The following is a 14,015-nucleotide window of genomic DNA, read 5'->3' as shown; positions in this document are numbered from 1 at the left end:
AGCCTGCCTCATCATGTTATTTCAGGTCCCATCCTATTTCAGATCATGGCAGAACTGCGCTATGCGCGCGCAGCCGTCGGCGAGCTTCTCCATGCTGGTGGCGTAGGAGATGCGGAAGAACGGGCTCATGCCGTAGGCCCCGCCCTGCACGGTCGCCACATGTTGCTCGTCAACGAGCCCCATGACGAAATCCGCATCGGTTTCTATTTTACGGCCGGACTTGCTGGTCTTGCCGATAAGACCGGCAATACTGGGGAAAATGTAGAATGCCCCTTCCGGCTTGTGGCAGGTAAGCCCCTCGATACAGGCGAGCTTGTCGAGCACGAAGTCGCGGCGCTGCTTATAGATCGCCGCCCGCTCCTTCAAAAGATCCTGCGGACCGTCCAGAACCGCCACGGCGGCGGCCTGGGTGATCGTGGACGTTCCACCGCTGTTCTGGCCGTTGACGTTGCTAATGGCGGAAATCAAATCCTTTGGCCCACCGCAGAAGCCCAGCCGCCATCCCGTCATGGCATAGGCCTTGGACGCGCCGTTGACGGTCAGCACCCTGTCGTAGAGGCGCGGCTCGACCTCGGCGATCGTACAGAACTCAAAATCGTCGTAGATCAGATGCTCATAAATGTCGTCGGTCATGATCCACACGTCGGGATGGCGCAGCATGACCTCGGCAATCGCCGCCATTTCGGCCCGCGAGCAGGCAGCGCCCGTCGGATTGTTCGGAAAATTCAGGAACAGCCATTTCGTCCTAGGCGTGATCACCGCCTCCAGATCCTCGGCACGCAACTTGAAACCGTTTTCCTGCTTGCATGCGACGGGAACAGGCACGCCACCCGCAAAGCGGACGATATCGGCATAGCTGATCCAGCCCGGCGCGGGGATCACCACCTCGTCTCCCGGGTTGCAGGTCGCAAGGATTGCGTTGAAGATCACCTGCTTGCCGCCGCCGGCGACGACGATCTGGCTTGGATCATAGTCGAGCCCGTTCTCCCGCTTGAATTTCCGCGCAATGGCCGTTCTCAGGGCAAGCGTGCCGTCGAGCGGCGGATATTTGGTGTCTCCAGCGAGAGCCGCGGCATGGGCCGCGTCGATCGCATGGAGTGGCGTTGGGAAATCCGGCTCGCCCGACGACAGGGAAACAACATTGATCCCCTTCGATGCAAGATCGCGGGCGCGCTGTGTCATAGCAGCGGAGGCGGATATGGAAACATTCTTGAGGCGGTCGGCTAGGGTCGGCATTGTTTGCTACTTTCGGTGATCGTTGAAATATTGGGTTGCGGCCGGGCTGTTCAGGCAAGGATGTCGCGGGCCGGCGCGATCGCTGCTCCGGTGGCCTCGATCTCGCTGCGGACAATCCTTGCCAGTTCAAGCGAGCCCGGCGTATCGCTATGGACCAGGATCGAGCGTGCCCGCACCTCGATCGTCCGGTTATCGATGGTCGTGACCGTTCCGCTCTCCAGAAATTGCCGCACGCGCGCGCGGACCTTGGCTTCTTCCTTGATGACGGAATTCGGCAGCTTGCGCGACACGAGTTGGCCGGTGGCGTCATAGGCTCGATCCGCGAGGAAGAGCGTCAGCGTCCTCAACCCTGAACGTTTCGCCGCCCGCTCTATCTCCGTGTCGGGCATGGAGAAGACGATAAGATCGGGATCCACGGAGCTGATTGCTTGCATGATCAGGTCGGCAAGCGCAGCGTCGCGGTTGATCATATTGCCCATGGCGGCGTGGAAGCCGATATGGGCGACCGGAACCCCCTCGCCCCTGGCGATCGCCGTCAGTGCCCCCAATTGATAGAGGACCTGCTGGCGCATCTCGTCCGCCTCGACCGGCATTTCCCGGCGCCCGAAACCGAGGCGGTCGGGAAAGCCCGGATGCGCGCCAATGCCGACGCCGCGAGCCTTCGCCAGCCGCACCATGCGCGCCATGGTCTCCGGGTCGCCGGCGTGGAAACCGCATGCGATATTCGCCGACGATACAACGTCCATCAGCGCCTCGTCGTCGCAGAGCCGGTAGGGTCCGAAACCCTCGCCCATGTCCGAGTTGAGATCGATCTTCATCGTTTCCTCTCCTGTCTTGCCTTGCTCTATTTGATCGCTATCGGCGCGACATGGCCCCGAGCGCCTGAGCGAGCATCGGTACCGTGCGTCTGATATCGTCGAGATAGGATTTGACCGCCTGTTCGGCAGCGCGCGCCTCGGCAACATCGGAGCGAATGAACCGGATGCAGCTGCCAATGCGCGCCTGACCCAGCCGCCAGAGATCGACCTCCGCCACACCGGCAATCTTGGGATAGCCGCCGGCCGTATTGGCGTCGCTCATCTGGATGATCGGCTCTCCCGCCGGCGGCATCTGGACAACGCCTGGAACAACGCCGTGCGAGCGCATCTCCATGGGTGAGGCAAGCATGATGGGGGCACCCGAAAGCCGGTAGCCGGTGCGGTCGCTTTGGGACGAGATCTTCCATGTCTGCGTCCAGAAACGTTCCGCCTCGTCGCCGAAAAGTGCGTATTCTCCGGCCGGGATGGCCCGAACGAGAAGCACACCGTCTTCCGGCGCCGGGAAATGCGCGGCAAGCGCTGCTTCCGGCGGCATGGCGCCGAAACCACCATCCGGCACTGCGCTGATCTGCATCTCGGCGATACTCAAGCGATCATTCGCCGCCAGAAAGCGACCCTCCAGTCCACCAAATCCGCCTCGTAGCGAGGTGCTGCGCGAGCCCATCACCGGCTCGACATCAAGCCCGCCGACAAGGCAAAGGTAGGCGCGAGCAGACTGGAGAGGTGTGCTGAGCTCCAGCACCTGCCCCGCCGAAACCGGCATTGCCCACCAGGGCGGTAGCGGGCGCCCGTCGAGGCGCGCGTCACAGTCAGCACCAGTGACGGCAACGACCGTGTCTTTCTCGAACCGAAGGCGAAACGGGAAGGTCTGGATCTCAAGGGCCGCCGCCCCCTCCTCATTGCCAAGCAGCAGATTGCCGACGGTAAGCGCCAGCCTGTCCATCGCGCCGCTCGACGTGACGCCGATGTTCCTGTAGCCGAAGCGGCCAAGGTCCTGCACTGTGTTCAGTGGTCCGGTCTGAAGAACTTCGATCACAGCTCGATCCTTTCGGGCAGGAAGCGAACCTTGTCGCCGGGGGCCAACAGCGCCGGCGGCGTCCTCGCGGGATCGAATACGGAAAGCTCCGCGAAACCGATGGAGTTCCAGCCGTTCGGCCCCGTCAGAACCGACACACCCGTCTGCATACCGCCGATCGTCACCGTGCCCTTGAGCATTCTCAGCGACGGCACCGTCTTGCGCGGCATGTAGATGCGCGGATCAAGGCCGTGCAGATAGCCAAAACCCGGAGCGCTTCCGAGTGCGAAAACGGTATAGTTGCCTTCCGAATGCAGCCGGACGACCTCACGGTCGTTCAGGCCCGAGAAATCACAAACGGCCGCGAGATCCGTCGCATGCTCACCGCCATAGGTCACCGGAATCTCAATCGTCTTGCCGGCAAGATCGATACCGTGAGCACGATCCCATTCCCGTCTCAGCCGAGCCTCCACCTCGTCCGGCTCCTCGGGTGTCTGCTTGAGGATCACCAGAAGGTTGGTAACCCCTGGGACGATTTCGCGAACCTCGGACCACGTCTCCACCGCCTTGGCCAACGCCCAGATCCGCCTCTGGGTCGGAAGATCGAAATCCCCCGGCGCTTCCACCAGATAGGCGCTGGTGCCGATGACGGAGATTTTCGGAGCATCGGCAAGCGCGGGAGAGATAAGCCCCGGTGTTGAAAGAGCTGTTGCTTGCATGTCGGTCATTGTGCTGGCTCGATCGAAAAAATGGTGTCGCCATAGCCGACCAGAGCACCGGCCTTAACCAGGTATTCGTTCAACGTGCCGGCGTCGGGCGCGCGAACCGGCATCAGGAGCGGTCCCACCTTGGTGAACCCGACGATATCCCCGGCGGTAACAGCCATGCCTTCCGCCGCTGCGGGCGTGCCGCGCGCCGGGTGGGTGTCGAGAAAATGTCCGGCGAAAGACGCCTTCGCGGCTACGACGCTCGCAGGAGCTGTCGGAACCATGTCGCGTGGGCCGTCGTCGGCGCGCAGAGAGGCCTCGTCGTCCATGACGATTCGAACATGACGGCCGTCCTCCGTCTCGACCTCGATCGCGCTTGCGCCGGCACTTTCCAGCCAGGTAGCAATCTGCTGCATGACCGCCGGGTCGGTGAAGTCTTCGGTCATCACTTTGGCTGTCCGTTTTGCTCGCTTCATCATGGCTTCCGCTCGCTCAACCAGTGCTCAAGATGATGAATGTCCGTTCCGCCGGCACAGAAAGCCGGGTCCTCAAAAATTTCCCGATGCAGCGCAACGTTGGTCTCGATCCCCTCGATTCTGGTATCCGCCAGTGCTACCTGCATGCGGCGGATTGCCTGGTCGCGCGTCGGCGCATGCACGATTAGTTTCGCGATCAGGGAGTCGTAATGGGGCGACACCTTGTAGCCTGTCTCCACATGGCTATCGACACGGACACCGGGGCCTGCCGGAAACCGCGCATTGGTGATCCGGCCCGGAGACGCGGCAAAGGTGAATGGATCTTCCGCATTGATGCGGCATTCGAAGGAGTGGCCCGATGTCTGAACATCCGCCTGGGAAATCTTAAGCGGTAGCCCTTGCGCGACGCGAAGCTGCTCGCAGACGATATCGATGCCCGAGGTCATTTCCGTGACCGGATGCTCGACCTGAAGACGCGTGTTCATTTCGATGAAATAGAACGCACCGTTCTCGTAGAGAAACTCGAATGTACCCACGCCCCGGTAACCGATCCGGCGGCATGCCTCCGCGCAACGCTCGCCGACAGCCGCCGCAATGTCCGTAGGAATGCCCGGCGCTGGCGCCTCCTCGACCACCTTTTGATGGCGCCGCTGCGTCGAGCAATCGCGGTGACCGAGCCACACGGTATTGCCGTGGTTGTCGCAGAGAACCTGGATCTCGACATGCCGGGGATGCTCGAGGAATTTCTCGAGATAGAGCTCCGGCGTGCCGAAGGCTCTTCTGGCCTCTTCCCGCGTCACCGACACGGCATCTTCCAATGCGGAGTCGTCGCGAACGACGCGCATGCCGCGTCCCCCGCCGCCGCCCGCAGCCTTCACAATCACCGGATAGCCGATGTCGTGGGCGATATTCTTGATTGTCGCGACATCGTCGGGGAGCGCCGTATCTGGGCCAGGCACGCAGGGTACGCCAGCCTCGATCATCGCTCGCTTGGCGGCAATCTTGTCGCCCATCATGCGGATCGCCGAGGCGGGCGGCCCGATGAAAATCAGGCCGGCATCCTCCACGGCTTGGGCGAAACCCGCATTCTCCGACAGGAAGCCGTATCCCGGATGGATGGCCTCTGCCCCCATCGTGCGCGCGGCAAGCAAGATGGCGGCCTGGTTGAGATAGGTTTGACCCGGCGCCGAAGGCCCGATGCAGACGAATTCGTCGGCCGTCGCGCCATAGGGCGCATCCCGGTCCGCTTCGGAGCAGATCATCACCGAACGCAGGCCCAGCTCGCGGCATGCCCGCTGAATGCGCAGCGCGATCTCGCCGCGATTGGCGATCAGCACGGTGTCGAACCGACGGTCCCGTTCACGTGGCGACATCAGCCGATCTCCATCAGCGGCTGCCCGGCTTCCACTTCCTGACCGTCATCGGCCAGGATACGCAGGATCGGCCCCGTTTTGTGCGCCGACACCGTGTTGAAAACTTTCATCGCCTCGATGATGCAGAGGCTCTGGCCCGCTTCGACGACATCGCCCAGCTTGACGAAAGGCGGCGCGCCGGGACTTGGCGATCGATGCAGTAACCCGAAGACAGGCGCGACGACCATTTGACCGGCTTTGTCGCCATCAGTCGAAACAGCAGCCTTGACGACAGGTGAGCGCGCAGGCTGTTGCCGCGCAGCGGTCGCCTGTCTGGAAGTGCCGTTCGAGATCCGCACGGTCGTCCCGTCCTGGCTCACCACCAGTTCGGAAATGCGTGACCGACCGACAAATTCGATCAGCGTTTTGATCTTTTGCAGATCCATGCTCTCTCCACCATCCACGGCGTTCAACTTGCCTCTCCGCGTCGGACTGGAGGCAAATGCAAGGCGTGGCCGGCCAGTCGAAGCTAGCAGGATAGTTACACAACGCCTCGCCTGATGGGGGCAGACAAAGTTTCAATGGAGCACCACCCAGGGGCCGGCCAAGGCGCGAAGGGTACATCGAGGCAAAATGTCATAAATAATGTGATTTTGTCATTTTATATTGTTATGTAGCTGGATATGTTGATCTGCGCCTGAGTGGGATTTCGTGTGTGGGGAATTGCCTGAAAACCTCTAGGCAAGCGCCGATGGGTGTCGCCAGCTTGCGGAATCGCCGTTCTCATGCCGTGGAAAACGCCGATATTTCGGTCGATGATCGGCTGATTGTCGCCGCCTAGTATTATCAAAGGAGAGTTGAATGGCACGCATTACGCTGAGACAGTTGCTCGATCACGCTGCGGAAAATGGCTATGGCGTGCCCGCTTTCAACATCAACAACATGGAACAGGCCCTGGCCATCATGGAAGCGGCCGATGCCGCCGATGCGCCTGTCATCATCCAGGCGTCGCGCGGCGCCAGAGCCTATGCCAACGACATCATGCTGAAGCACATGATGGATGCCGTCGTCGAAATCTATCCTCACATTCCGGTTTGCGTGCATCTCGACCACGGCAACGATGCTTCGAGCTGTATGACCGCCATCCAGGCCGGCTTCACATCGGTGATGATGGACGGTTCGCTCAAGGCCGATGCGAAAACCCCGGCCGACTGGGACTACAATGTCGGCGTCACGAAGACGGTCACCGAAATGGCGCATCTGGGCGGTATTTCCGTCGAAGGTGAACTCGGCGTGCTGGGCTCGCTGGAAACCGGCATGGGCGAAGCCGAAGACGGCCACGGTGCCGAAGGCAAGCTCTCGCACGACCAGTTGCTCACCAACCCCGACGAGGCGGTCAAGTTCGTACGCGAGACGAAGGTCGATGCGCTGGCGATCGCCATGGGCACCTCGCACGGCGCTTATAAATTCACCCGCAGGCCGGATGGGTCGGTGTTGGCGATGGAGGTCATCGAGGCGATCCACCGCAAGCTGCCGAACACCCATCTGGTGATGCACGGCTCCTCATCGGTCCCCGAAGATCTCCAGGAGATCATCAACAAGTATGGCGGGCAGATGAAGCCGACCTGGGGCGTACCGATCGAGGAAATCCAGCGCGGCATCAAGAATGGCGTGCGCAAGATCAACATCGACACGGATGGCCGCATGGCGATGACCGGCCAGATCCGTCGTGTGCTGCAGGAAGACCCGAGCGAATTCGATCCGCGCAAATATATGAAGCCGGCTATGGCCGCCTTGACCAAGCTCTGCAAGGAGCGTTTCGAGCAATTCGGAACGGCCGGCCATGCTGCCCGGATCAAGCCGCTCCCGGTCTCTGACATGGCCAAGCGCTACAAGGCCGGTTCGCTGGACCCGGTTTTCTCGTAGAGCAATTCCAGGAAAAGTGCGCAGCCGGAAGCCGGATCCGCTCAGATCTGCGCTTCCGCCGGCTGGCGCCCGGTCGTGTCGGACAACCGCAGACCGTGGAATTTCGCCAGCGATGTGACGACGTCGTCGATCTCTGTCAGCAGCTTTTGCGCGTTCCATCCAAGGGCCGCGCCAGCGATCATGCCAATCTGGCGCAGGCCGTCCATCGTCAACGCCCCTTCGATCGCAAGCGTCGTGCGGCGGAAGACGATGTCCGAGAGATGCACGACCATTTCCTGCCGTGCGATCCAGTCGATTTCCAGATGACTATAGTGGGAAGCGCCGGCGAGGCGCTCCTTGTCGCTGTGGGGCGACCGATAGCTCAGGATCGCCGAAGCGGTGGTGCCGTAGCGCGCCAGAAGCTCGTCGACCCGCTTCGGATCCACGCCGGTTTTACCGGCAACCGCGCGTACCCACTCTGCCCTTGCAGTGCGGTCAACAGGGAAGTTACGTCCGCCACCGATCGCCAATTGCTGCGTCGACTGGTTCCTGACGCGCTTGAAGCGCGCGAGAACGATGTCAGCGACTTCCTCGGCAAAGCCTCGGAAGGTGGTCCACTTACCGCCCACCAGCGAGATGATCGCAAAGGGACGGTCCCCTTGCGGCTCCATCACCGGCGCGGAATGATCGCGGCTGATCAGCCCCGGGGAAGAGGCATCGTTGGCTGGCAGCGGGCGGATGCCGCTATAGGTATAAACCACCTGCTCCGGCCCGAAGCGAAGCCCCGGCAGGAGCGCTCTCAGGCTGTCCAGGAAATATTCGAGTTCCGGCTCTTCGCAGCGGACATTATCAGGGTCGGCGCTTGGTATGTCCGTCGAGCCGACCAGCGCCAGGCCGAGATAGCCGTAGACCAGGCAGATGCGTCCATCATCGGCCTCGAAGTAGATCATATGGCCGTTCAGGCTACGCACGAGTTCGGGATGATCTAGCAGGATATGCGAGCCCTTCGTACCCCCGATCAGGTGCGACGGCGCGCCGAGCGCTTCATTGACATGATCGATCCACGGGCCGGCGGCGTTGACGACGAGCTTCGGCGTCACGGAAAAGGTGCAGTCATCGGACCGCTGGAAGGTGAGTGTTCCGTCCGATGACGAGATCAGCGTCGTGAAGTTCGCCGCAAGCGCATTGCCGTTTGCATCCAGCCCATCCTTGATCAGCTCGTAGACGAGCCGCTCCGGCCGACTGATCTTGGCATCGTAGTAGATGCCGCCGGCGACGATCTTCGGTGTGACATACGGCATTTCCTTGAGCGCCTGCCTCTTCAGTATGAACCTGTGACGCGGCATAACGCGGCTGCGGGAGCCAAAGAAATCGTAAAGGGCAAGCCCGATCTTGATGAGAACGGCGCCACGGCTTCGCGGCGCGGTGGTCGAACCCGTCAGGGTCCGCAATGCCGCCCAAATACCGCGTGTCCAGGAGAAGATCGGCACGAATGTCGGCAGGGCCTCGACGCAATGGGGGGCATTCTTGAGAAGCAGATTGCGCTCCAATGTCGACTGCGCCACCAGTCCGAACTCGCCTGTCTCCAGATATTTCAAGCCACCATGGATCAGCCGCGACGGCGCGGCGCTGGTGCCCGAGCCGAAATCGGATTTGTCGACGATGAGACAGTTGACGCCCTGGACAGAGAGATCACGAAACAGCCCGGCGCCATTGATGCCCGCGCCGAGGATGACGACATCGATGTCCTTCTCCTGTAGTGTCGAAAAGCGCTGTTCCAGCTCGGCGGCGGTATCGGTCATGGCATGATTGTCCTGCTGCATATCTAGTCCTGGGATTCCGCCGGCACGAGGCTGCCGATCCTGGGCCAAAGCGGCATCATCGCATCGGCAATGTCCCGGAAAAGGTCGTATCGGCGCCGATAATCGGTGCTGCGGCTCGCGTCGGGATGATAGGTCTTTGCAATCGCGCTGACATCGCGGGGGTCGCTCTGTGGATCGGCATAGAGACCGATGCCCGCGCCGGCGCATAACGCCGCACCCCAGGCCGCTGCCTCGTCCGTTTCGGTTACCGTCACCGGCATCCCGAGCACGTCGGCGAACATCTGGACGACGACCGGATTGCGGGAGATCCCGCCGGCAAGCCGCGCCTCGCTGAAGGAAAAGCCATCGCCCAGCGCATCGACATGGATCTTGTGATTGAAGGCGATGCCTTCCAGCACGGCGCGCAGCATGTCGCCGCGATCATGCCAGCCGCCGAGACCGAAGAAACCGGCGCTCGCCGAGGCGCCATAGGGGGAGCCGAAGAGATAGGGGTGGAAGAGCGCCGTCGAGGGGCGGTTGAAGGCCGCCTCGATCTCGGGCGCGAGCAGCGCATGGACCGACTGTCCCGTGGCCTCGGTGCCGGCGCGCTCGCCGGCGCAAAGCGTGTCGAGAAACCAGTCGTAATTCGCCGTCGATGCCGGCGAGATCGACATGTTATTCCACTGGCCGGGCGCAATCGCATTGCGGCAGAACCACCGCTTGTCGACGCGCGGTTCGGAGGAGAGGGTTTCGTTGATCGAATAGGTCCCGGCGATCACCGCGACCACGCCGGATGCATAGCCGCCGGCACCCAGAGCCGATGCGGTGACATCGTGGAGCCCGGCAACCACCGGCGTTCCCTCGGCAAGGCCGGTGCGGCTTGCAACAGCGCTGGTGACATGGCCGATGACTTCGTCGGAACGCGATGCGAGCGGAAGGGCGTGTTGGAGTTCACCGAGCCCGAAGAGCTTCAGCGCATCCAGCGAATAGTCCTGATCCTTGACGTTGGTGAAGGACGTGCTCGCCTCCGTCCTGTCCGTGCCTATCACGCCGGTCAGGCAGAAGCGCAGCCAGTCCTTGCAGCTCAGGATATGGCCGATGCGCTCGAAACGGGCCGGCTCCTTCTCCTTGATCCAGGCGAGAAGTGCCGAGGGCGCTGAGACATGCGGAAGCTGGCCGGTAAGGGTGAGGGCCGCATCGGCAATCGGGCTTTCCAGCCAGCGGTCGACAACAGCGCCTGCCCGGCTGTCCAGCGACAGGATGGCGCGGCCGAGCGGCTTGCTCGACCGGTCGAGCAAATAGATGCCATCGCCATGGGCCGTTGCCGCGATGGCCTGGATGTCGCTCGCCGGGCGCCCGCTGAGGCTGATCGCCTCCCCGATCGCGTCGGCGGTCGCATTCCAGAGCTCGTCCATGTCCCGCTCGATGTGGCGGGCCTTGGGCATGAATTGCGTCACCCGCCGCCGCGCCACGGCAAGCTGCGTGCCGTCGACATCAAAAATAACGGCCTTGGTGACGGTGAGACCGCTGTCAATTCCGAGCAGACTCGGCATGCTGATTACTCCGATTGATAGAAAGGCCGCGCGGGCGTTGCCCTCATGATTGATCTCCGTCGCTTCTGGCGACGACGACGTTGATATTCTTGTTTCGCATCCGATCGAGATGATCGGCCGGCGTCTTCTCATCGACGATGACCACATCGAATTCGCTCAAGGCCGCGAAACTGTGCAAAGCGCGCCGTTCGAATTTCGTGTGATCGGCCAGAAGAATGCGTTTGGCGGCGCTATCAAACATCGCCCGCTTGATGTCGACAATTTCCGGGGACTGATGGAAGACGACATCATCGGTGATGGCGGACATGGAGATGAAGGCGACATCCGCCCGCAGCCGGTTGATCTCATTGATCGTCATCCGCCCCATGAAGGCATTGCACCAATTGTAGTATTGGCCGCCAAGGGCCAGAAGCGTGACATCATGCATGTCCTTCAGCGCGTTCATCAGCGTCAGCGAATTGGTGATCGCGGTCAGCGGAACCTTGGCCGGCAGATGCGCCGCCATTTGCAGCACCGTGGTGGAATCGTCGAGAAAGATCGCCTGCCCAGGCTCGACGAACTGCATTGCGGCGGCGGCAATCATCTTCTTTTCCGCCGACTGGCGGTTCGCCCGATAAACGTCGCTCGATTCGATCAGGCTGGTTGCTGCCGCCGTGACGATGCCGCGCGTCTTTCTGAAAAGGCCACGGCTCACCAGTTCGTCGACGTCGCGGTGCGCCGTCATCAGGCTGATGCCGAAACGATCCGTGAGATCCTCGATGCGCATGGAGCCCTCCGCCATGACGGCTTCGGCGATCATCTGCCGGCGGGCGAGCTGGCGGCTGTGCCGGCTGTCGCTTGGCAGTTCGTCGGACAGGAATGCTCCGATATTCGTCTTCTGTGTCACTGTGGCCTCTGATGCTGACTCTGGGGGTATCAGCTTCGTACTGCGAATGCCGAGCGAAGGCAAAAAATGGTGATAGAACAATCCTTTGCCAGATCCATGAAACGGCAAATGATGGGGGACGCCGCTTTCGGCGTCCCCCTTTGTCATTACTGGGCCAGAACGAACGGGCCTGTGTACTTGTCGACATTGTCCTTCGTGATCAGCAAGCAATCGAAGAGCTGCTTTTCACTCGAAGCACCAGTCTTGCCGGTCTTGATGAAGCTATCGGCCTGCTTGACTGCCTCTTCCGAGAAAATGGCAACCGGCTGCAGAACGGTATATTGCAGTTCGCCGGCCTTGATGGCGGCGACTGCGTCCGGAGAACCGTCAAAGCCGCCGACCTTGATGTTGGCGAGCTTGCCGGCTTCCTTCAGGGCTGCAATCGCGCCCAACGCCATTTCGTCATTGCCGGAAATCACGCCGTTGATATCCGGATGAGCCTGCAGCATGGACTGCATCTTGTTGTGACCCTGGGTACGATCCCAGTTGGCAACTTCCTTTGCGACCTTCTGAAGGTCCGGATACTGCGTCAGCACCGTCTCATAACCGTTGGAACGGGTTGCGGCATTGTTGTCGGAGGGAGCGCCGAACAGTTCGGCATACTTGCCCTTGTCGCCAACGGCTTCGACCCATTGCTGCGCACCGATTGCCGCACCCTGGGCGTTGTTGGAGACGAGCTGCGCCTTTGCGAGGCCTTCCTGGTTGATTTCTGCATTCACCAGAAAGACCGGGATTCCGGCAGCCACAGCCTTTTTCACCGCGCCGACCGAGCCGTCGGCATTGGCCGGATCGAGGATGATGGCAACCGACTTGTTGGTGATCGCGGTGTCGATCAGGTTGCTCTCTGTGTTGGTGTCGCCTTTATGAGCGCTGACCGAGGCCGTATAGCCGAGCTTTTCGGCTGTTGCCTTGGCGACATTGCCTTCCGTCAGCCAGTAGGGGTTGGACGGATCATTGACGATGATCGTCATCTGGCCGGCCGCCCAGGCGGAGCTTGCGAAAATGGGGGCTACGGCAACAGCCGCCAAAATTAAGCGCATGCCTTTCTTAAACATAGTCTCTCTCCCTTTTTGATGAGCTCAGATGTTACCGGCGAACCGGTCGTGCTTTCCGCAATCGGCTGGCTGTTCGAACCAGATCCGCCGTCGTGGAGAAGTTCAGTTCGTCCGTCAGCTCGCTTTGACCCGACGTCCGTATTGAATGCTGTTCATAAGGACCGCCAGAACGATCACGGCGCCGGTGAAGACCGTCTGCCAATAGGCCGACACACCGATGATCACGAGACCGTCCGAGAGGAAGCCGATAACGAAGGCGCCGAGCATGGTGCCGCGCACCGTGCCCCGTCCGCCCGTCAGCGCCGCGCCGCCGATGACGACGGCTGCGATCGCGGTCAATTCATAGGTGGTGCCGGCCGTCGGGCCGGCCGAGGTGAGCTGCGAGGACAGGACCAGGCCGGCGATTGCGGCGCAGACGCCGGAAAACACATAAACGAGGATCTTGACCCGCTTGACCGGTACGCCCGAAAGATCCGCCGCGCGCTCGTTTCCGCCGGAGGCATAGAGCCAGCGGCCGAAGGCGGTCTTGCTCAAGACCAACCCGCAGATGATCGCCAGGGCCGCCAGCACGATGACGCCGATCGGGATGCCGGCGAGACGATTAAAGCCCAGCCAGTCGAAGCCGGTATTGCCAAGCTCCGGACGGCCGCCGAGATTGTTGTAGGTCAGGCCGTTGGTCATCAAAAGCGCGATGCCGCGCGCGACATAGAGCACGCCGAGCGAGGCGACGAAGGCCGGAACCTTCAGGTAAGCGATCAGTACGCCGTTCACCGCGCCGACGACGGCGCCGATGGCGCAGGTGATGACGACGACAGCCCAGACCGGCGGATAGAGGATGACGCCGAAGCTCGAAAGCGTAACGCCCTGCATCAAAAATCCCGCAATGCAGCCGGCAAGGCCGAGCGTCGAGCCGACCGAGAGATCGATGCCGCCATTCAGGATCACCAACAGCATGCCGATCGCCAGGATGCCGAAGATCGCGACATGCGAGGCCATGGTCAGGAAGTTGCTCAGCGAGAAATAATAGGGCGACAGGAAGGAGAAGACCGCGATGATGACGATCAGCGCGAAAAACGCGCGGCCTTCCAGAATCAACCGCACGAGACTGAAGTTCCGCTGCTGGCCGTTCGAAATTGGTTTCTTCTCAGTGATATTCGTGACTGACATAATC

General features: G+C 61.4%; 13 protein-coding genes. 1 reads left to right on the top strand and 12 read right to left on the bottom strand.

Annotation, left to right across the window (positions count from 1 at the left end):
• Positions 1–33: 33 nt before the first annotated feature.
• Genes HB780_RS03550 through HB780_RS03520 form a run of 7 tightly spaced genes read right to left on the bottom strand, consistent with a single transcriptional unit; the run spans position 34 to position 6,050 of the window.
• Positions 34–1,236, bottom strand: coding sequence for a pyridoxal phosphate-dependent aminotransferase (locus HB780_RS03550; protein WP_183688694.1), 1,203 nt, complete (start codon positions 1,234–1,236; stop codon positions 34–36).
• Between the two features lie 50 nt (positions 1,237–1,286).
• Complete coding sequence (locus HB780_RS03545; protein ID WP_183688693.1) at positions 1,287–2,054, bottom strand: 5-oxoprolinase subunit PxpA; 768 nt, start codon at positions 2,052–2,054, stop codon at positions 1,287–1,289.
• Between the two features lie 37 nt (positions 2,055–2,091).
• Positions 2,092–3,090: a 5-oxoprolinase subunit C family protein gene (locus tag HB780_RS03540; protein WP_183688692.1), complete on the bottom strand. Its 999-nt coding sequence runs from the start codon at positions 3,088–3,090 to the stop codon at positions 2,092–2,094.
• Positions 3,087–3,797 (bottom strand): 5-oxoprolinase subunit PxpB, encoded by a 711-nt coding sequence (gene pxpB, locus HB780_RS03535; RefSeq protein ID WP_183688691.1) that lies wholly within the window; start codon positions 3,795–3,797, stop codon positions 3,087–3,089. The genes HB780_RS03540 and pxpB overlap by 4 nt, the downstream gene beginning before the upstream one ends.
• Positions 3,794–4,222 carry an acetyl-CoA carboxylase biotin carboxyl carrier protein gene (locus HB780_RS03530; protein WP_286203019.1) on the bottom strand — a complete coding sequence of 143 codons (429 nt, stop codon included), beginning with the start codon at positions 4,220–4,222 and terminating at the stop codon, positions 3,794–3,796. Before HB780_RS03530 ends, pxpB begins: the two co-directional genes overlap by 4 nt.
• Positions 4,223–4,251: 29 nt before the next feature.
• A complete protein-coding gene (accC, locus tag HB780_RS03525; RefSeq protein ID WP_183688689.1) occupies positions 4,252–5,625 on the bottom strand; it encodes an acetyl-CoA carboxylase biotin carboxylase subunit in 1,374 nt (457 codons plus the stop codon).
• Positions 5,625–6,050, bottom strand: a complete 426-nt coding sequence (locus HB780_RS03520) for an acetyl-CoA carboxylase biotin carboxyl carrier protein (protein WP_183688688.1) — start codon at positions 6,048–6,050, stop codon at positions 5,625–5,627. Before HB780_RS03520 ends, accC begins: the two co-directional genes overlap by 1 nt.
• A gap of 415 nt (positions 6,051–6,465) precedes the next feature.
• On the opposite strand from HB780_RS03520, the gene fba reads away from it, so the two are divergent.
• Positions 6,466–7,530: a class II fructose-bisphosphate aldolase gene (gene fba, locus HB780_RS03515; protein WP_183688687.1), complete on the top strand. Its 1,065-nt coding sequence runs from the start codon at positions 6,466–6,468 to the stop codon at positions 7,528–7,530.
• A gap of 41 nt (positions 7,531–7,571) precedes the next feature.
• Here the strand turns inward: fba and HB780_RS03510 are convergent, their stop codons facing one another.
• From HB780_RS03510 to HB780_RS03490, 5 genes are all read right to left on the bottom strand, one after another.
• Positions 7,572–9,311, bottom strand: a complete 1,740-nt coding sequence (locus tag HB780_RS03510; RefSeq protein ID WP_183688686.1) for a glycerol-3-phosphate dehydrogenase/oxidase — start codon at positions 9,309–9,311, stop codon at positions 7,572–7,574.
• A 23-nt stretch (positions 9,312–9,334) separates the two neighbouring features.
• Positions 9,335–10,864 carry an FGGY-family carbohydrate kinase gene (locus HB780_RS03505; protein WP_183688685.1) on the bottom strand — a complete coding sequence of 510 codons (1,530 nt, stop codon included), beginning with the start codon at positions 10,862–10,864 and terminating at the stop codon, positions 9,335–9,337.
• 43 nt (positions 10,865–10,907) lie between these two features.
• Positions 10,908–11,750 carry a DeoR/GlpR family DNA-binding transcription regulator gene (locus tag HB780_RS03500; RefSeq protein WP_183688684.1) on the bottom strand — a complete coding sequence of 281 codons (843 nt, stop codon included), beginning with the start codon at positions 11,748–11,750 and terminating at the stop codon, positions 10,908–10,910.
• Positions 11,751–11,896: 146 nt separating this feature from the next.
• Positions 11,897–12,844, bottom strand: a complete 948-nt coding sequence (locus HB780_RS03495; RefSeq protein WP_183688683.1) for a D-ribose ABC transporter substrate-binding protein — start codon at positions 12,842–12,844, stop codon at positions 11,897–11,899.
• A 114-nt stretch (positions 12,845–12,958) separates the two neighbouring features.
• Positions 12,959–14,011: an ABC transporter permease gene (locus HB780_RS03490; protein WP_183688682.1), complete on the bottom strand. Its 1,053-nt coding sequence runs from the start codon at positions 14,009–14,011 to the stop codon at positions 12,959–12,961.
• Positions 14,012–14,015 lie beyond the last annotated feature (4 nt).

The organism is Rhizobium lusitanum (genome assembly GCF_014189535.1).
Taxonomy (GTDB): domain Bacteria; phylum Pseudomonadota; class Alphaproteobacteria; order Rhizobiales; family Rhizobiaceae; genus Rhizobium; species Rhizobium lusitanum_C.
Note: the sequence above shows the minus strand (reverse complement) of the source record. Positions and strands in the feature narration are given on the sequence as shown.